Annotated in this window: 19 protein-coding genes; 8 read left to right on the plus strand and 11 right to left on the minus strand. The window is 72.6% G+C overall.

Going from position 1 to position 17,522, the window contains the following annotated elements:
* On the plus strand, positions 1–538 hold a 538-nt coding region (locus VK611_00545; protein HMG39776.1), incomplete at its 5' end, for a pyridoxal-phosphate dependent enzyme.
* Positions 539–594: 56 nt separating this feature from the next.
* On the opposite strand, the gene VK611_00550 is transcribed toward VK611_00545, so the two are convergent.
* From VK611_00550 to VK611_00580, 7 genes are all read right to left on the minus strand, one after another.
* Positions 595–1,539 (minus strand): N-carbamoyl-D-amino-acid hydrolase, encoded by a 945-nt coding sequence (locus VK611_00550; GenBank protein ID HMG39777.1) that lies wholly within the window; start codon positions 1,537–1,539, stop codon positions 595–597.
* Between the two features lie 79 nt (positions 1,540–1,618).
* The gene (locus tag VK611_00555) at positions 1,619–2,839 is read right to left on the minus strand and encodes a Zn-dependent hydrolase (GenBank protein HMG39778.1); all 1,221 of its coding nucleotides are present in this window, start codon (positions 2,837–2,839) and stop codon (positions 1,619–1,621) included.
* A gap of 21 nt (positions 2,840–2,860) precedes the next feature.
* Positions 2,861–5,140, minus strand: coding sequence for a xanthine dehydrogenase subunit D (pucD, locus tag VK611_00560; GenBank protein HMG39779.1), 2,280 nt, complete (start codon positions 5,138–5,140; stop codon positions 2,861–2,863).
* Positions 5,137–5,664, minus strand: a complete 528-nt coding sequence (locus VK611_00565; protein ID HMG39780.1) for a (2Fe-2S)-binding protein — start codon at positions 5,662–5,664, stop codon at positions 5,137–5,139. Before VK611_00565 ends, pucD begins: the two co-directional genes overlap by 4 nt.
* Positions 5,665–5,710: 46 nt before the next feature.
* Positions 5,711–6,553 (minus strand): FAD binding domain-containing protein, encoded by an 843-nt coding sequence (locus VK611_00570; GenBank protein HMG39781.1) that lies wholly within the window; start codon positions 6,551–6,553, stop codon positions 5,711–5,713.
* A gap of 65 nt (positions 6,554–6,618) precedes the next feature.
* Complete coding sequence (locus VK611_00575; protein ID HMG39782.1) at positions 6,619–6,792, minus strand: hypothetical protein; 174 nt, start codon at positions 6,790–6,792, stop codon at positions 6,619–6,621.
* A gap of 33 nt (positions 6,793–6,825) precedes the next feature.
* Positions 6,826–7,227: a cupin domain-containing protein gene (locus VK611_00580; GenBank protein ID HMG39783.1), complete on the minus strand. Its 402-nt coding sequence runs from the start codon at positions 7,225–7,227 to the stop codon at positions 6,826–6,828.
* A gap of 103 nt (positions 7,228–7,330) precedes the next feature.
* On the opposite strand from VK611_00580, the gene VK611_00585 reads away from it, so the two are divergent.
* Positions 7,331–7,924, plus strand: a complete 594-nt coding sequence (locus tag VK611_00585) for a hypothetical protein (GenBank protein ID HMG39784.1) — start codon at positions 7,331–7,333, stop codon at positions 7,922–7,924.
* A 78-nt stretch (positions 7,925–8,002) separates the two neighbouring features.
* On the opposite strand, the gene VK611_00590 is transcribed toward VK611_00585, so the two are convergent.
* From VK611_00590 to VK611_00600, 3 genes are all read right to left on the minus strand, one after another.
* Positions 8,003–9,397 carry an 8-oxoguanine deaminase gene (locus tag VK611_00590; GenBank protein ID HMG39785.1) on the minus strand — a complete coding sequence of 465 codons (1,395 nt, stop codon included), beginning with the start codon at positions 9,395–9,397 and terminating at the stop codon, positions 8,003–8,005.
* A 62-nt stretch (positions 9,398–9,459) separates the two neighbouring features.
* Positions 9,460–9,693 (minus strand): thiamine-binding protein, encoded by a 234-nt coding sequence (locus VK611_00595; protein HMG39786.1) that lies wholly within the window; start codon positions 9,691–9,693, stop codon positions 9,460–9,462.
* A complete protein-coding gene (locus VK611_00600; GenBank protein ID HMG39787.1) occupies positions 9,690–10,052 on the minus strand; it encodes a helix-turn-helix domain-containing protein in 363 nt (120 codons plus the stop codon). The genes VK611_00595 and VK611_00600 overlap by 4 nt, the downstream gene beginning before the upstream one ends.
* Positions 10,053–10,222: 170 nt before the next feature.
* On the opposite strand from VK611_00600, the gene VK611_00605 reads away from it, so the two are divergent.
* The 3 genes from VK611_00605 to VK611_00615 all read left to right on the plus strand — a co-directional run bounded on the left by VK611_00605 (position 10,223) and on the right by VK611_00615 (position 11,839).
* Positions 10,223–10,486, plus strand: coding sequence for a hypothetical protein (locus VK611_00605; protein ID HMG39788.1), 264 nt, complete (start codon positions 10,223–10,225; stop codon positions 10,484–10,486).
* The gene (locus VK611_00610) at positions 10,483–10,797 is read left to right on the plus strand and encodes an XdhC family protein (GenBank protein ID HMG39789.1); all 315 of its coding nucleotides are present in this window, start codon (positions 10,483–10,485) and stop codon (positions 10,795–10,797) included. Before VK611_00605 ends, VK611_00610 begins: the two co-directional genes overlap by 4 nt.
* 85 nt (positions 10,798–10,882) lie before the next feature.
* Complete coding sequence (locus tag VK611_00615; protein ID HMG39790.1) at positions 10,883–11,839, plus strand: sensor histidine kinase; 957 nt, start codon at positions 10,883–10,885, stop codon at positions 11,837–11,839.
* Between the two features lie 44 nt (positions 11,840–11,883).
* Here the strand turns inward: VK611_00615 and VK611_00620 are convergent, their stop codons facing one another.
* Positions 11,884–12,588, minus strand: coding sequence for a type IV toxin-antitoxin system AbiEi family antitoxin domain-containing protein (locus VK611_00620; GenBank protein HMG39791.1), 705 nt, complete (start codon positions 12,586–12,588; stop codon positions 11,884–11,886).
* Between the two features lie 135 nt (positions 12,589–12,723).
* Between VK611_00620 and VK611_00625 the strand changes: the two genes are divergently transcribed.
* The 3 genes from VK611_00625 (at position 12,724) to VK611_00635 (ending at position 17,503) form a co-directional block, all read left to right on the plus strand.
* Positions 12,724–13,509: an SDR family NAD(P)-dependent oxidoreductase gene (locus VK611_00625; GenBank protein HMG39792.1), complete on the plus strand. Its 786-nt coding sequence runs from the start codon at positions 12,724–12,726 to the stop codon at positions 13,507–13,509.
* Between the two features lie 78 nt (positions 13,510–13,587).
* Positions 13,588–15,006 carry a sugar transferase gene (locus VK611_00630; GenBank protein ID HMG39793.1) on the plus strand — a complete coding sequence of 473 codons (1,419 nt, stop codon included), beginning with the start codon at positions 13,588–13,590 and terminating at the stop codon, positions 15,004–15,006.
* 91 nt (positions 15,007–15,097) lie between these two features.
* Complete coding sequence (locus VK611_00635) at positions 15,098–17,503, plus strand: DUF4012 domain-containing protein (protein ID HMG39794.1); 2,406 nt, start codon at positions 15,098–15,100, stop codon at positions 17,501–17,503.
* Positions 17,504–17,522: the final 19 nt, after the last annotated feature.

Raw genomic sequence — 17,522 nt, forward strand, 5'->3', positions numbered from 1 at the left:
CGGCTACGAGGACCCGCCGAGGTGGGTCATCGAGGGCTACTCCACGATCTTCGCCGAGCTGGCCGAGCAGCTGGCGGCCCCGCCCGACGTGGTGATGGTGCCCCTCGGGGTCGGGGCGCTGGGCGCGGCGGCGGCGACCAACTTCCGCGGCCCGACGCTCGTCGGCGTCGAGCCCGACTCCGCGGCCTGCGTGGCGGCGGCGGTCGAGGCGGGCGAGATCGTCGAGGTGCCGGGACCCCACCGGTCGATCATGGCGGGCCTGAACTGCGGCTTCGCCTCCCCGGTCGCCCTGCCCACGGTGACCGCCGGCTTCACCGCCTTCGTGTCGGTGACCGACGAGCGCTGCCGCGAGGCGATCCGCACCCTGGCCGAGTCGGGTCTGGATGTCGGCGAGACCGGCGTCGCGGCCTTCGCCGGCCTGCTGACCCTCACCGACACCGCGTCCCTCCCCACCGACACCCGGGTGCTCCTCCTCGCCACCGAGGGCGTCACCGACCCCGCCAACTTCGAGTCGATCGTGGGCCGCCCGCCGCGTTGACCCGAGTCGTCTGTGGTCGCTTCGACGGGGTCGAGTCACTTGTGGTCGGAGACCGACTACAAGTGACTCGGGTCTTCGGAGGCGACCACAGACGACTCGACCAGCGCCCCGTACTGGGAGGGCTGGCGGTGGCGGGCGAAGTTGAAGACCGTCTCCTTGTAGGAGGCGCAGTCGTCGAGGTCGACGCGAGCGGCGCACACCTCGTCGCCCAGCGTCGTGCACTGGGCCACGATCGTGCCCGACGGGTGGATGATGCAGGAGCCGCCGATGTGGTCGACCCCGGCCTCCATGCCCGCCTTGGCCACCCCCACCACGAACGTGCCGTTCTGGTAGGCGCCCGACTGCATGACCAGGTGGTTGTGGAAGTCGCCGTAGCGGTCGTGCTCGGGCGCCAGCGGGTTCTCGACCGGCGTGTTGTAGCCGATGCACACCAGCTCGACGCCCTGCAGCCCCAGCATCCGGTACGCCTCGGGCCAGCGGCGGTCGTTGCAGATCAGCATCCCCACCTTGGCGCCGAACGCCTCGAACACCGGGAACCCCAGGTCGCCCATGCGGAAGTAGCGCTTCTCCAGGTGCTGGAAGCGCCGCCACGGCTCGTGCTCGGCGTGCCCGGGCAGGTGGATCTTGCGGTAGCGGCCCAGCTCGGTGGTGCCGTCGCGGTCGACCAGCACCGACGTGTTGAACCGCTGCCCCTCCGGCGTCCGCTCGGCGAACCCCAGGCAGAACCCCACGCCGAGCCGGGCCGCCTCCTCGAACAGCGCCTTGGTCTCGGGGCCGGGCAGCTCGGCCTCGTACCAGGCGTCGAGCGCCGGCGAGCCGTCCGGGTACCACCACCGGGGGAAGAACGTGGTGAGCGCCAGCTCGGGGAACACCACCAGGTCGGCACCCTGCGCGGCGCCCGTCTGCAGCAGCGCCACCAGCCGCTCGACCACCTCCGGCCGGGTGTCCTCCTGCTGGGTCGGCCCCATCTGGGCGGCGGCGACGGTCAAGAACCGGCTCACGCGGCACCACCTCCACCCGAAACTTCGACAGAGACGGTCGCCATAGCGCCATCTGTGTCGAAATTTCGCCTGATCGGGGTCATGCGGCCAGCTCCACCAGGACGTCGGCCAGGATCGACGTGCCCGCCTCCAGGTGCTCCGGCGCGGTGTGCTCGGCCGGGTTGTGGCTGATCCCCTTGTGGCTGGGGACGAAGATCATCCCCGTGGGGCACACCCGGGCCAGCATCTGGGCGTCGTGGCCTGCCCCCGACGGCAGCCGCAGGCACGACAGACCCTGTCGCTCCGCCCCCGCCTCCACCAGCGAGATCACCGTCTCGTCGAAGGCCACCGGCTCGAACCGGGCCAGCGAGCGCCGCGACGACACCGCCACGTCCTCCCGCACCGCCGTGTCGTCCATGAACTGCGCCAGCCGTTGCTCCGCCAGCGCCAGCTCCGACTCCGCCGTGTGTCGCAGGTCGACGGTCAGCGTCGCCGCCGCCGGCACCACGTTGACCAGGTCGGGGTGCAGGCGCAGCCGCCCGACCGTGCCCCGCAGCCCGTCGGTCTCCCGGGCGAGCCGCCGCACGTAGGTCACCACCTGGGCGGCGACGTAGGCGGGGTCGCGCCGCGACCGCATCGGCGTCGTGCCGGCGTGGTTCGACTGCCCGGCGAACGTGATCTCCTGCCACGAGATGCCCTGCACCCCGGTGACGGCGCCGATGGTCACGTCGGCCTCCTCCAGCATCGGTCCCTGCTCGATGTGCAGCTCCACGAAGGCGTACGGCACCGGCCCCGGCACGGCGGCGTCGCCGGCCCAGCCGATGCGGTCGAGCTCGTCGCCCAGCCGGGCGCCGTCGATGGCGACGACGTCGAGCGCGTCCTCCAGCCCCAGCCCGCCCACGTACACCAGGCTGCCCAGCATGTCGGGGGCGAAGCGGCTGCCCTCCTCGTCGGTGAAGAAGGCGACGGCGAGGGGCCGCCGGGTGGTGACGCCGGCGTCGTCGAGCGCCCGCATCACCTCGAGGCCCGCCAGCACCCCCAGCGTGCCGTCGTAGCGGCCCCCGGTGCGGACGGTGTCGATGTGGCTGCCGGTCATCACCGGCTCGGCCCCGGCGTCGGTGCCGGCCCGCAGCGCCACCACGTTGCCGATCCGGTCGACCCGCACGTCGAGCCCCAGCGCCCGCATCCAGCCGACCACCAGCTCGCGGCCGCCGGCGTCGTCGTCGGTGAGCGCCAGCCGGCAGTTGCCGCCGTCCCCGGTGGAGCCGACCTCGGCCAGCGCCTCCAGGTCGGCCAGCAGCCGGTCCAGGACGATCTTCACGCCGGACATCCCTACCCCCAGCTAGACCAGGTCCCACGGGCGGACCGGGACGCGCGTCACGTCGACGCCCGACGCGGCCCGGATCGCGGCGGCGATCGCGGCGGTGGAGGAGATCGTCGGCGGCTCGCCCACGCCCTTCGCGCCCAGCGGCGCCCCCGGCTCGGGCTGCTCGATGCAGGTGGCCAGCACCTCGGGCATGTCGGCGATCGTGGGGATCAGGTAGTCGGTGAAGCTCGGGTTCCGCACGATCCCGTCGTCGATCACCATCTCCTCCATCACCGCCAGCCCGACGCCCTGGGCGATGCCGCCCTCGATCTGGCCCAGCAGCTGCACGGGGTGCAGCACCCGGCCGACGTCCTGGGCGGTGGCGATCTGCACGACCCGCACCAGGCCCAGGTCGACGTCCACGTCGACCACGGCCCGGTGGGCGGCGAACACGAAGCTGACGTCGGCGTCGCCCTGGCCCCAGCGGTCGAGCGGCTTGGTCTGCTCGTGGTGGTGGACCGCGGTGGCCTCGAACACGGCGTCGCCGGCGGCCTCCGCCACCCCGACGTCGACGGCACCGTCGTCCGACACGATGCGCCCGTCGTCGGTGGCCGTGAGCGTCGAAGCGTCGACCTCCAGCCGGTCGGCCAGCGCCACCCGCACCTGGTCGGCCACCTGCTGGCACGCCAGGAGCACCGCCCCGCCCGACATCCACGTCTGCCGTGATGCCGACGACGATCCCGCGGAGCCCACCGACACCGTGTCGGCCTGGTCGAGCACGGCATCGTCGCAGCCCAGCGTCGTCCTCGCGATCTGGCCGGCGAGGGTGACGAAGCCCTGGCCCACCTCGGCGACGGCGCAGGAGATGGTGGTCACGCCCGCCTCCAGGTGCACCTTGGCCTCGGAGTCGTCGTCGAACCCCTCGCTGTAGAGGAGGTTCTTGTAGCCGACGGCGAAGCCGACGCCCCGATGGACCCGGTCGGAGTCGGCCGTACGACCCAGGCCACCGGGCAGCTCCAGCCACTCGGCGCCGTCGTCGAGCGGTGCCGGGAGAGGGTGGGCGGCGGCGGCCCGGATGCACTCGGCGACCGGCGCCGTCCCGGTGATCACCTGGCCGGTGGGCAGCGTGTCGCCGGTGCGCAGGGCGTTGCGCAGGCGCAGCTCGAAGGGGTCGATGCCGAGCACCTGGGCCAGCCGGTCCATCTGGGCCTCGTGGCCGAAGCACACCTGCACCGCCCCGAACCCCCGCATCGCCCCGCACGGCGGGTTGTTGGAGCGCACCACCGCGGCGTCGACCACCACGTTGGGCACCCGGTAGGGGCCGGGGGCGAAGCGGGCGGCGTTGGAGATCACCGCCCACGACGACGAGGCGTACGCGCCGCCGTCGAGCAGCAGCTCGGCCTCCACCTTCACCAGCTCGCCCTCGGCGGTGGCGTGGTGGCGGTAGCGCATGCGGGCCGGATGCCGGTGGACGTGGCCGACGAACGACTCGTCCCGCGGGTAGCTCATCTTCACCGGCTTGCCCGACCGCAGGGCCAGCAGGCAGGCGTGCACCTGCAGGCTGATGTCCTCGCGGGCGCCGAACGCCCCGCCGACGCCACCCAGGTGGAGCCGCACCTTCTCGGCCGGTAGCCCCAGGCAGGCGGCGACCTGCTTCTGGTCCTCGTGGAGCCACTGGGTGGCGACCCACAGGTCGACGCCGCCCTCGCCGTCGGGGATCGCCAGGCCCGACTCGGGGCCGAGGAACGCCTGGTCCTGCATCCCGACCTCGTAGGTGCCCTCGACCATGACGTCGGCGGTGGCCTCGGCGTCGCCGTGGCGCAGGGTGATCTTGCGGACCACGTTGCCGTCGGGGTGGATCGACGGGGTCACGGGGTCGAGCGCCGCGGCCGGGTCGACCAGGGGGTCGAGCACGTCGTAGTCGACCACGATCGCCTCGACGGCCTGCCGGGCCGTGTCGGGGTGGTCGGCGGCGACGACGGCGATCGCCTCGCCCACGTAGCGCACCACGTCGGCGGCCAGCACCGGCTGGTCGGTGCTGATGAGCCCGAAGTTGGGGACGCCGGGCACGTCGGCGGCGGTCAGCACGCAGGTCACCCCGGGGATGGCCAGCGCCGCGGCGGTGTCGACGGAGCGGACCCGGGCGTAGGGGTGCGGCGACCGCAGGGTGCTGCCCCACAGCATCCCGTCGGCGTGTAGGTCGGAGGCGAAGGCGAAGCGGCCCTGCACCTTGGGGGTGCCGTCGGGGCGCACGGGGCTGTCGCCCACGCGGCCGCCCTGTTTGGGCGCCGTGGTGCGGGTGGCGACATCGGTCATGACAGGGAGTCCTCGCTCCGCCCGTTCGCAGGTAAGGGAACCCGCCGGTCGACGACCACCCGCTCGATGGCGTCGACGATGCGGCCGTAGCCGGTGCAGCGGCACAGGTTGCCGGCGAGGGCTTCCCGCACCTGGAGCGGCGCCGGGTCGGCCTCGCGGGCCAGGAGCTGGTGGATCGCCACCACGAACCCGGGCGTGCAGAACCCGCACTGCACCCCGCCGGCCTCGACCATCGCCCGCTGCACGTCGGTCAGCAGCCCGTCGGCCGGCTCCGACGCGGCGGGCGCCAGGCCCTCCACCGTCACCACCTCGCAGTCGGCGGCGGCCGCGCCCAGCTCCAGGCAGGCGCACACCAGCTCGCCGTCGAGCAGCACCGAGCACGACCCGCACTCGCCCTGCTCGCAGGCGTTCTTCGCACCCGGCAGCCCCAGCCGCTCGCGCAGCACGTAGAGCAGGCTCTCCCCGGCCAGGGCGTCGTCGACCCGTCGCACCACCCCGTTCACGGTGAGCTGGAAACCGCTCATGCGTCTGCTCCGTCGGTCGCGTCGTTGCGCCCGGGAGCGACGGTAGTCATGTCAGGGCTCGTTCCACCGCTCGGCGGGCGAGGACGGCGACGGCGTGGCGGCGGTAGCCGGCGGGTGCCCGATGGTCGTCGATGGCCCGGGCGGCGCTGGCCATGTGCATGCCGAAGCGCTCGGCGACCGATGCGCTGCGCACCCGGCCGACCCGCCAGTCGACCTGGCTCGACAGCCACGCCTCGGTGCGGCGGTCGCGGATCGGCACCGGCCCGACGGAGCCCAGCGCGCACGTGACCCGCTGGCGGGTGGGGTCGACCACGAGGGCGCAGCTGGCGACGGCGATCACCATGGCGTTGCGCACGCCGATCTTGAGGTACTCCTGTGGCCCGGAGGCCACCGGGATCCGCACGGCAGCCACCAGCTCACCCGGCGACAGCGACGTCATCTTCGGTCCGACGAGGAAGTGGTCGAGGGCGATCGTGCGACGCCCGGAGGCCGACACCAGCTCCACCCGGGCGTCGAGCGCGGCGAGCACCGGGAGCGTGTCGCCGGCCGGGGAGGCCGTGCCGATGTTGCCGCCGACGGTGCCGGTGTTGCGGATCTGGGGGCTGCCGACGGTGCGCGCCGCCTGCGCCAGGCCGGGAGCCAGCTCCCGCAGCTCGCTGTGGAGCAGGGTGGCGTAGGTGGTGCCGGCACCGATGACCAGGTCGTCGCCGTCGCGCCGCCAGCTGCGCAGCTCCTCGACGCGGCGCAGGCTGAGCACCCGTTCGGGCCGTCGGGCTCCGGCGTTCACGCCGACCATGAGGTCGGTTCCACCCGCGAGGATCGTGGTGGAGGGGTCCTCCGCCAGAGCACGCAGCGCATCGTCGAGCCGAGTGGGAGTGAGGACCGTCACGATGTCAGGTTTCCCCAGTTCTACGAACTGTTGAATGCCAGTCCGTTACCAGTTCGTGAACCTGGTCACTTGGGGGTGTCGGGCGCGTCCTTTGCGTCCGTGGCGCCCTCGGGACCGGGCTCTTGGGTCGGAGGGGCGTCGCGCTTGCCGCGATCGAAGATGCGGCCGATGCCCCGCATGAACCGTGCGATCGGCTCGGGGAAGATGCCGGGTTCACCCTCGACGATGCCGTGCTGCATAGCGACCATTCTCCCACGTCAGGTGGGAAAGCGTCAGCGCGGGCGGTGATCGGTGCCGCGGCCGGGGGTGATGAACAGGGCGACCGACGGTTCGTGGACGTCGGCGGTGTGCCAGGCGCCCTTGGGGTTCACCACCGCCTGGCCGGCCCGGAGCGGGACGCGGGACACCTCGCCGTCGACCTCCTGGAAGAGGTCGATCCGGCCCGACACGAGCACCACCACCTCCTCGCCGGCGGGGTGTCGCTCCCAGCTCGTCCACGACTCGGACTGCTCGAACATCACCACCATCCGGCCCTCGTCGCCGTCGTCGGCGAAGCGGGTGACGTAGGCGTCGAGGGATTCGGGGTCCCACGAGAAGTCGGGCAGCGGTGTGGCCTGCGCCCCGAGCCCGAGGTGGAGTGCGGCACCGGCGATGAGGTCCACGGGATCGTCCATGTCGACGACCGTACGGGCCGTCGGCGCCACCGCCTAGGACGAATGTGACCCCCGCATGTCGGCCGCTCTGGACAGAACCGCCGGCGGGCTGCACACTCCTGACATGGGTGAAGAGCCGTCCGAAGAGCCGGCCGTTCCTGACATTCCGATCGCGTCACCGGGGGCGGCGTCCGAACCGCTCCCGGCGTTCGCGTCCGCCCACGCGGCGGTGCTGGCGGTGGAGTCGGCACCGGTGCTCGACTCGGTTCCCCGCCCGAAGCGGGAGCCCGAGCAGCCGCCCGAAACGCGGCGCAGCCGGGTGCGCCGGCAGCGCGTGCTCATCGGCGACACCCGCCGCAACGGTCGCTACCTGCGGGCCACCTGGCACGCCGAGGGCCGCATGTTCGTGCTCAGCACGTGGACCGACGAGCTGTGCACCGGTGCGGTGCGCATCCCGGTGCAGAAGGCGCCGGAGCTGATCAACCTGCTGTCCGACGGCCTGGGCGACGCGCTCGACCCACGGCCCGTGGAGCCCCGCCAGCCGTCGCCCATGGCGTCGGCCCAGGTGCAGGTGCTGGGCATGAAGGCCCGCTTCCTGCGTTGGATGCGGACCGGCTCGGCCCATCTGACCACGGCGCTCCGGGCCCGCGAGGTGTCGACCCTCGCCAGGGTGCAGGAGCACCGCCGCCGCTCCGGCCAGCCGACCGCCGACGACTGACGCTCAGCCGAACACCCGAACACCCGAAACCTCGACAGAGCGGGTGGCCAGAGAGCCAGCTGTGTCGAAGTTTCGGTTCTAGTCGAGGCCCTGGAGGCGGGCTGAGGCGACCCGGTGGCGGCGGAGGATGTCGTCCACGCCGGTCGCCTGCAGCTCGCCCGACTCGACCACCGGGCGTCCCGCCACCACCGTGTGGTGGGCGGCCACCGGGCCGCAGCGCAGCCACGCCTCCACGGGGTCGCTGAGCGCCCCGGCGAACGCCAGCCCGTCGAGCTTCCAGGCCACCAGGTCGGCGGCCGCCCCCGGCGCCAGGACGCCCAGCTCGCCCAGCCGGCCCAGGCAGGCCGCGGAACCCCGGGTCCCCAGCGTCAGGGCGTCCCGGGCGGTGAACGCCGTCGGCCCGCCCCGCTGGCGGGCGAGCAGTAGGGCGTTGCGTGACTCCATCCACAGCGACGCCGAGTCGGTCGACGAGGAGCCGTCGCAGCCCAGTCCCACCGGCACGCCGGCGGCCGCGTAGTCGGTCACGGGGGCGATCCCGCCGCCGCCGATCATCATGTTGGAGCTGGGGCAGTGGGCGACCCCGGTGCCCCACTCGCCCATGCGGGCGATCTCGGCCTCGTTCGGGTAGATGCAGTGCGCCACCCAGGCCCGGTCGCCGGCCCAGCCGCAGTCCTCGAAGTGCTCCAGCGGGCGCCGGCCGTAGGTCTCCAGGCAGTACGTGTCCTCGTCGGGGTCCTCGGCCAGGTGGGTGTGCAGGCGGACGTCGAGGCGCTCGGCCAGCTCGGCGGTGCGCCGCATCAGGTCGGGCGTCACCGAGAACGGCGAGCACGGGGCCAGGGCGACCCGCACCATGGCGCCCGGCGTCGGGTCGTGGTGCGTGGCGACGGCCTCCTCGGAGGCGGCGAGGATCGTGTCGTCGTCCTGGACGACCGAGTCGGGCGGGAGGCCACCGTCCTTCTCCGAGAGCGACATCGACCCCCGGGTGGGGTGGAAGCGCATCCCCAGCTCCCGGGCCGCGGTGATCTCGGCCGAGAGCAGGTCGCCGCCGTCGGCGGGGTGGACGTAGAGGTGGTCGGTCGACGTGGTGCACCCGCCCAGCGCCAGCTCGGCCAGGCCCACCCAGGCCGACAGGTACGACGCCTCCTCGTCGAGCAGCGCCCAGCGGGGGTAGAGGGTGGTGAGCCAGTCGAACAGCGACGCCGCCGTGGCGGGCCGGTAGGCGCGGGTGAGGTTCTGGTAGATGTGGTGGTGGGTGTTGACCAGGCCCGGTGTCACCAGGCAGCCGTCGGCCCGGAGGGTCCTGGTCGCTGCCGGGGGAGCGTCGTCGCGGCCTCCGAGCGCCGTCACGAAGCCGCCGGCGCAGGCCACCCAGCCGCCGGCCAGCTCCCGCCGCTCGTCGTCCATGGTGACGACCAGGTCGGCCCCGGTGACCAGCAGGTCGACGGTGTCGGGGGTGTCGGTGACGTCGCTCATGACGCCAGCCAAGCATCGATGCCGGTGAGGATCCGCGTCGACACAGTCTCGACCACAGCGACTCACCCGCGCTCGAGTTGGAGTGAGACGCGGGTGGCACCGGCATCCATCGCGGCGCGGAGGACGGCGTCGACGGCGGTGAGGACGGTGGCGTCGTCGCCCGACATCGAGGTGCCGAAAGGGCCGAACTGGACGGTGAGGCCGGCAGCGACCGCGGCGTCGACGGCGGCCTGGACGTGGGGCCCGGGCGAGCCGTCGACGAAGGGCTCCACCGTGAACTCGGCGTGCAGGGTCATGGGTCGTTCACCGCGTTGAGGTAGTTGTAGACCGTGAAGCGGCTGACGCCAAGGGCGTCGGCCACCTCCTCGACCGCCTTGCGCAGCTGGAAGGCGCCGCGCTGGTCGAGCAGCTGCACCGCCCGCTGCTTGTCCACCCGCGACAGGTCGCCCAGCCGGGCCCCCAGCTCGGCCTCGACGGCGACGATCATCCGGTCGAGCGTGCCATGGACGCCCGGCAGCCGCAGCCCGCCGACCAGCACGCCCTCCCACTCCAGCGGGATGTCGCCGCCACGCACCCGCGACGCCGTCACCAGCGTCGCCCCCAGCGCCTCCGCCACGGGCTCGAGCGCCACAAGGAGGGGATGTCGGCTCGCCACGGGCGGCAAGCGTACCGACGGCCGGTCGACCCTCAGGCCAGCCGGCCGACGTCGAGCACGGCACCCGCCCGGGCTCACCCCGGGTGGCGTCATCGGCGCCTCCGGCGAGTTCACGCCGACGCAACGAAGAGGCAACCGCCGTGTGACCGAGCGCGGGCAGAGTGCTCGGCGTGGCCATGGTCGGCGAGCCCGTACCCCCCGAGACGGTCCTGCACGCCGACATGGCCATCTTCGCAAAGATGGCCCCCGACGACATGGCCATGGTCTCCGAGACGCCCCAGTGGGACGCCGTCGCAACCCCCCCCGAGTTGCGCGGCGGACCACTGGGCGTCGAGGTCCAGGGCCGGGCCTGCGTCGTCGCCCGCCTCGACGAGGTCGCGCTGTTCGAGGACCGCTGCCTCCGGCGACTCGACCTGGAGCCTCGGCCGAGATGAGGGAGCTGCTCGACGACCTCGACAAGTGGCGTCGCGAGCAGGTTCGAGTGGCATTGGCGCGGGTGGTGGAGCTGGACGGTCCCGGTCCCCGGGCGCCGGGCGGGGCGATGGCGGTGAACGAGCGGGGCGAGGTGGCCGGCTCGGTGTCGGGCGGGTGCGTGGAGGGCGCGGTCGTCGCCGAGGCCCTCCGGGTGCTCAAGTCGGGCCGGCCCAAGCTCGTCACGTTCGGCTACAGCGACGACCAGGCGTACTCGGTCGGCCTCAGCTGCGGCGGTCGGATCCACATCTTCCTGGAGCCGCTCGATTGGTGAGCCCCATCCGTCGTCGCAGGTGACGCAGCAGGGGCTGCGGAACAGCTACGGTCGGGCCGGGACGTTCGAGGGGGAGACCGCGAGGGTGAGCACCGCCCATCTTGGAGCCCAGCAGGCGACGGCGGGGGCGTTCCGTCACGAGGCTTTTCTGTACAGCGGTGTGGACGAGTTCGTGTCGGTGGCCCGCTCGTACGTGTTGGGCGGCCTCGCCGACGACATGCCGGTGCTGGTGCTGCTCACCGGCGAGAAGCTCGAGCTGCTGCAGGCGCAGCTGCCCCAGGACCCGCGCCTCTACTTCGCCGACATGGGGGTGGTGGGCCGCAACCCGGCCCGCATCATCCCGCTCTGGTACGACTTTGTGGCCTCCTTCCAGTCGCGGCCCCGCCCGCTGCGGGGGCTGGGGGAGCCCTTCGGCCAGCCCCGGGCGGCGCCGGAGCACGACGAGTGCGAGCTGCACGAGTCGCTCCTCAACCTGGCCTTCGCGGCCTTCCCGTCGTTCTGGCTGCTGTGCGCCTACGACGCCGGGTCGCTGCGCACCCGGGTGGTCGAGCAGGCCCGCTGCAACCACCCGTACATCCTCGAGGGCGGGGCGCACCGGGCCAGCGTCGAGTACCGCGACATCACGTCGTCGCCCAACCCCTTCGGCAACCCGCTGGCCGACCCGCCCAACGACGCCTTCCGCATGGAGTTCGGCATCGGTCAGCTGCGGGTCCTGCGGACGTTGGCGGCGCACTACCTGGGCCTCACCGGGCTCGACCGCGAGCGCATGGACGACCTGGTCCTCGCCATCAACGAGGTGGCCACCAACAGCGTCCAGCACGCCGGCGGCCACGGGACCCTGCGCATCTGGCAGGAGGGCCCCACCGTGCTGTGCGAGGTGCGCGACGACGGCTACATCACCGACCCCCTCGTGGGCCGCCGCACCCCCGGCTTCGGCGACGAGGCCAGCCGCGGCTTCTGGGTGGTCAACCAGCTCTGCGACCTCGTCCAGGTCCGCTCCTCGCCCGCCGGCACCATCGTCCGCATGCACGTCCGCCTCTGAGTTCGTTCTTTGAAGGAAAACGCCCCAGATAGGGTCGTTTCCCTTCAAAGACGGGAGTGACCGTCCACGGTGACGGGGTGTTGGTAGGCGAGCTGGATCCCGGTCTCTGCAGCGATCGCAGCGAACATCGACTCCAGCGGACTGCACGTACGCCGGTCGCCGAGTGCCCGCTGCTCCAAGGTGCGCCGCAACACCCCTAGTCCACGCCGACCGGGTTTGGCGAGGTCGTCGACCAGCCGCCACAAGCCCGCTATCGAGAAGAGATCGAGGTACAGCCCGCGTTCGACTGCGGTCGGCACGAGCCCAGGCGCCACGGCTCCGAGGTCGCCGACGGTTCGGATCGGGTTGGTGACCGGGATGCCCTGGCGCCGAGCGGCGTCGACCTCCCGGAGGTCGGTGCTGCGGTGCACGATGGCGCCCCGGGGCGTGGGTCCTGCGGCGTAGGGCACCACGATCTCGACGGGCATCGGTGGACCGAGCAACCCCCACAGGACGGCCGCGGTCCGATGCGAGGCCAGGGCGCGTGCGCCCGCCGCCAGGCACGCAGCCATCACCGCCTGGAGCCATGTCGGCGGGCTGCCCATCGTGGCGTACACGCCCTGTTCGAGCCGGCGGACGGCGCCGCGACGGCTGCGGTGGCGGAGCTGGCGTTGCGTGAGACCCAGCGCCTCGCCCTGGCGGAGGTCCAGAAGACCGTGCTGGGGGCGGGTAAGTCGGTCGATGATGGCGTCGGGTCGGGAGTCCTTCATGCCCCGATTCAACCCAGAGGGTATGACAGTTTAGGTCGTTCCCTGTCTTTGAAGGGAAATGACCCTAATGGGGTCGTTTCCCTTCAAAGATGCTCTGGGTTGGAGGCTTGACCAGACGGTCAATAGAGTCCGGGCATGGACCTCAACGGGATCTCTGCCATCGTCACCGGCGGTGCCTCGGGCCTCGGCGCCGCCACTGCCTCCCTGCTCGCCGAGCGCGGCGCCCATGTGGTGCTCGCCGACCTCGAACGCCAGCAGGACAAGGGTGACGCGCTGGCGAAGGAGATCGGCGGCGTCTTCGTCGGCTGCGACGTGACCGACACCGACCAGGTGGTCGCCGCCGTCGAGGCGGCCAAGGAGATGGGCCCGTTGCGGGCCATGGTCACGTGCGCGGGCTTCGGCTGGGCCACCCGTACCATCGGCAAGGACGGCCAGTACGCCTCGGCCCACGACCTCGGCATGTTCCAGAAGGTCATCGAGGTGAACCTGATCGGCACCTTCAACTGCATCCGCCTCGCCGCCACCGCCATGTCGCAGAACGACCCCGTGAACGACGACGGCGAACGGGGTGCCATCGTGACCGTCGCCTCGGTCGCCGCGTTCGACGGTCAGATCGGCCAGGCCAGCTACTCGGCCTCCAAGGGCGGCGTCGTCGGCATGACGCTGCCCGTCGCCCGCGACCTCTCGGCGGTCGGCGTGCGGGTCAACTGCATCGCCCCCGGTCTCATCGACACCCCCATCTACGGCGAGGGCGACTCCAGCGAGGACTTCAAGGAGCGCCTCAAGCGCGACGTCCTCTTCCCCAAGCGCCTGGGCAGCGCCGACGAGTTCGCCGCCATGGCCACCGAGCTGCTCGCCAACAGCTACATGAACGCCGAGGTGATCCGGGTCGACGGCGGCGTGCGCATGCAGCCCAAGTGACTCCCCCAGCAGCCGAAGTGACTCCCGAGTAGCCTCCCGGAGGGTATGGGGGGCCGGCGAGCTGGGGACCGGAGCGAGGTGCGTTCACACGCGCTGCCCCCGACCGCGTCCTACATCGCGCTCGACGTGGTGGCCGTGACGGTGGCCGCGGTGGTCGCCCACGTCATGCGCTTCGGGTTCTCCACCGGCTCCCGGCTGCCCGGCGCCGACATCCCCTACGTGCTGATCGCCCTGGCGAGCGTGCCCGCCTGGGTGGGTGTGCTGGCCGCGGCCGGCGCCTACGACCGGCGCATCCTCGGCGTCGGCTCCGAGGAGTACCGCCGCATCCTCAACGGCGGCGTCCACACCCTGGCCGTCGTCGCCATCCTGCACTTCACCGTGAAGCTGGTGTTCGCCCGCGGCTGGGTGGGCGTGATGATCCCGGTCGCCGTGGTGCTGCTGGTGCTGGAGCGCTACGGCCTACGCCGCTGGCTCTACTACGAGCGGGGCCGGGGCCGCTTCGTGCACCGCATCCTGCTGGTGGGCTCGGTGCCGTCGGTGACCGACGTGGGCGAGCACCTGGCGCGCGCCTCGTGGTCGGGCTACCGGGTGGTGGGCGTCTGCGTCGACGTGCCCGAGGGCGACGAGGAGCACCTGCTGATCGCGGGGCGCCGGGTCCCCATCGTCGGCTCGTCGGCCGACGTGCGCCGGGCGCTGGTCACCTGCGACGCCGACGCCGTGGCCATCACCGACGAGTCGGCTCCCGGCGAGCTGCACGAGCTGGCCGAGTCGGTGGAGGCGCCGGACGTCGAGGTGCTGGTGGCGCCGGCCATCACCGACGTCGCCGGCCCCCGCACGGTGGTGCGCCCGGTGGCCGGCCTGCCGCTGCTGCACGTGGCGGAGCCGACGTTCGCCGGCCCCGAGCGGATCGTGAAGGAGGCGATGGACCGCCTCTTCGCCACGGTGGGCCTGCTGCTCCTGGCCCCCGTCTTCGCCGCGATCGCCCTGGCCATCCGCATCGACACCCCGGGCCCGACGTTCTTCCGCCAGGGCCGCATCGGCCTGGAGGGTCGGCGCTTCGCCATCGTGAAGTTCCGCACCATGGTCCTGGACGCCGAGTCGCTGCAGCCCCGCCTCAACGACCGCAACGAGGCCGACGGCCTGCTGTTCAAGGTGCGGGCCGACCCCCGGGTGACGCGGGTGGGACGGGTGCTGCGGCGCTGGTCGATCGACGAGCTGCCCCAGCTGTGGAACGTGCTGCGGGGCGAGATGTCGCTGGTCGGGCCCCGTCCGCCGCTGCCCGCCGAGGTGGAGCGCTACGAGCACCACGTCACCCGGCGCCTGCTGGTGAAGCCGGGGATGACCGGCCTGTGGCAGGTCAGCGGGCGCTCCGACCTGGAGTGGGAGGAGTCGGTGCGCCTCGACCTCTACTACGTCGACCACTGGTCGCCGACGATGGACGTGGCCATCATCTTCCGCACGTTCTCGGCCGTCACCCGCGGCAGCGGCGCGTACTGACCGCCGAGGTCGGTGCGGGGCGTAGGCCCTGGCCGCGCTCTCAGACGGTGTCCTAAGGTCTCTCCCTTATGGCAGGGGTGGGAGGGCAGGAATGGCAGTAGGGGTCGCCGACCTCCTCGGCGACTGGGTGTCGTCGGCCCGACGCTCCCTCCGGACACGCCAGGCGCGGCTGCTGGTGTTCCGGCTGGCGGTCGTGGCGGTGGCGGGACTGGCCGCGGCGCTCTCCGACGCCGCGCCGACCGGCTACGACGCGCTCGACAAGGCCTACGTGGCCGCCCTGGCCGGCGGCACCGCCTACCTCGCCGGCACGGCCCGCCGCTGGACCTGGTTCTTCCCGGCCGGCATCGGCGCGGTCCTGGCCGACGACGGCGTCGCCATCGCGCTCGCCGCCGCGGGCCTGGCGATCGGCTTCTGGTCGGTGCTCAGCGACACGCGCTCCCCGGCCCGCGCCGCCGTGGTGGTGGGACTCGGCGTCGCCTCGTGCCTGCTGGCCGGGCCGGTGGCGTTCCAGGGTGCCAGCGCGATCGTGGTCGGTGTGTTCCTGCTGCCGGTGGCGGTGTCGGGCTACCGGAACGCCGGCCGGGCGTCACGTCACCGGGTGCGGCAGGTGGCCCTGGCGGCCGGCGTGCTGTGCGGGCTGACGCTCGCCGGCGGAGCACTGGCGCTGGTGCTGGTCGGCAACGACCTGGTCGACGGCATGGACCTCGCCGACCAGGGGATCGTGGCCGCCCGCGATGCCGACGACGATCTCGCCTCCCAGCGCCTCACCGAGGCCGCCCGCCTGCTCGACGCCAGCAGCACCACGCTGGAGAGCTGGTTCGTCTCCCCGGCCCGGGGCCTGCCGATCATCGGCCCCAACCTGCAGGCCGTCGAGCAGCTGACCGACGACGTCGGCGACCTGGCGAGTGCGAGCGCCGCCGCCGCCGACGCGGCCGACGTCGACCAGCTCCGCCTCGCCGGCGGGCGCCTGGCACCGGAGGCGGTCGAGAACGTGGGCGCCAGCCTCGACACCGTGGCCGGGTCGGTGCGGCGCGCCCAGGCGTCGGTCGACGACGTGGAGTCACCTTGGCTCCTCTCCCCGGTGTCGGACCGGATGGCGGACCTGTCGACCGAGCTGAGCGAGAACCTGCCCGACGTCACCTCGGCGCGCGACGCCGTCCACGTCGTCCACGACCTGCTCGCGCCGGGCGGCTCCCGGCGCTACCTGGTGCTGTTCGTGACGCCCGTGGAGGCCCGGGGGCGCACCGGCTTCCCCGGCAACTACGCCGAGCTGCTGGTGGAGGACGGGACGATCACCATGCCCCGCTTCGGCCGCATCACCGAGCTGGAGGCGGCGAACCCCGGGGTGCCCCGCACGATCGCCGCGCCGGGGACCGAGGACTACGTGGCGCGCTACGGCCCCTTCCACCCCCAGGACACCTGGCGCAACCTCACGATGTCGCCCGACCTGCCGACGATCGCCAGGGTCGCCGCCGAGCTGTACCCGCAGTCGGGCGGCACGGAGATCGACGGGCTGCTCACGGTCGATCCCACGGGGCTGGCGGCGCTGATGCGCTTCACCGACCCGGTCATCGTCCCCGAGATCCCCGTCCCGCTCACCGCGGACAACACCGAGGACTTCCTCCACCTGCACCAGTACGTGGCCTACCCGGAGGCGAGCCAGCGCGTCGACGCGCTCGGGTCGGTCGCCGAGCAGACCTTCCGGCAGCTGCTCAGCGCCGAGCTGCCCGACCCGCAGGAGCTGGTCGACGTGCTGGCGCCGGCGGTGAAGGGCGGCCACATCCAGTTCACGACGTTCGTGGAGGGGGAGCAGGCCTACTTCGACCGGATCGGCATCTCCGGCGCTTTCACCAGCCGCGCCGGCCAGGTCACGTCGGTGGTCACCAACAACGCCTCCGGCAACAAGGTCGACCTGTTCCTGCAGCGCAGCCTGCGCTTCGACGGCACCTTCGATCCCGCCACCAACATGGTGGCGGGCAAGATCACCGTGCAGCTGCGCAACTCCGCCGAGCCCGAGTCGTCGCTGCCCGACTACGTGGTCGGCAACCTGGTGGGCCTGCCCGAGGGCTGGAACCGGTCGTACGTGTCGGTGTACACCTCCCAACGGATGGACGGGGCCCGCATCGACGGGCAGCCGGCGGCCATGTCGGCGCAGGCCGAGCTGGGGGCCAACGTCTACTCGACGTTCGTCGACATCCCCCCGAAGGGAACGATCACGATCGAGCTCGACGTCAGCGGCCCGACGCTGCTGCCGGGCCTCTTCTCCACGCGGTTCCTGGGGCAGCCGCTGGTGGAGACCGAGCAGGTGGAGTTCAACCTCACCGTGGCCGGCGACGGGGCCATCGATACCGAAGCCCTCGGCGCGGACGTCACCGTCGAGGGCCGCACGGTCCACTGGAACGGGCCCCTCACCGAACCCGTCGAGATCTTCGTCGACACCACCGGCGTCCTCTCTACCCCCGAGGCCCGCGCCATGGTCTCCGGTGAGGCCCCCTAGGTCGCTCGTCCGGTTCGTC

It is taken from the genome of Acidimicrobiales bacterium (assembly GCA_035316325.1).
GTDB lineage: Bacteria > Actinomycetota > Acidimicrobiia > Acidimicrobiales > VFJN01 > DASXTK01.

Bases quoted from the DNA above. Each gene is read 5' to 3' on its own strand.
- pucD (HMG39779.1), bottom strand. From the start codon at position 5,140: ATGACCGATGTCGCCACCCGCACCACGGCGCCCAAACAGGGCGGCCGC.
- VK611_00565 (HMG39780.1), bottom strand. From the start codon at position 5,664: ATGAGCGGTTTCCAGCTCACCGTGAACGGGGTGGTGCGACGGGTCGAC.
- VK611_00575 (HMG39782.1), bottom strand. From the start codon at position 6,792: ATGCAGCACGGCATCGTCGAGGGTGAACCCGGCATCTTCCCCGAGCCG.
- VK611_00580 (HMG39783.1), bottom strand. From the start codon at position 7,227: ATGGACGATCCCGTGGACCTCATCGCCGGTGCCGCACTCCACCTCGGG.
- VK611_00585 (HMG39784.1), top strand. From the start codon at position 7,331: ATGGGTGAAGAGCCGTCCGAAGAGCCGGCCGTTCCTGACATTCCGATC.
- VK611_00590 (HMG39785.1), bottom strand. From the start codon at position 9,397: ATGAGCGACGTCACCGACACCCCCGACACCGTCGACCTGCTGGTCACC.
- VK611_00595 (HMG39786.1), bottom strand. From the start codon at position 9,693: ATGACCCTGCACGCCGAGTTCACGGTGGAGCCCTTCGTCGACGGCTCG.
- VK611_00610 (HMG39789.1), top strand. From the start codon at position 10,483: ATGAGGGAGCTGCTCGACGACCTCGACAAGTGGCGTCGCGAGCAGGTT.
- VK611_00620 (HMG39791.1), bottom strand. From the start codon at position 12,588: ATGAAGGACTCCCGACCCGACGCCATCATCGACCGACTTACCCGCCCC.
- VK611_00625 (HMG39792.1), top strand. From the start codon at position 12,724: ATGGACCTCAACGGGATCTCTGCCATCGTCACCGGCGGTGCCTCGGGC.
- VK611_00635 (HMG39794.1), top strand. From the start codon at position 15,098: ATGGCAGTAGGGGTCGCCGACCTCCTCGGCGACTGGGTGTCGTCGGCC.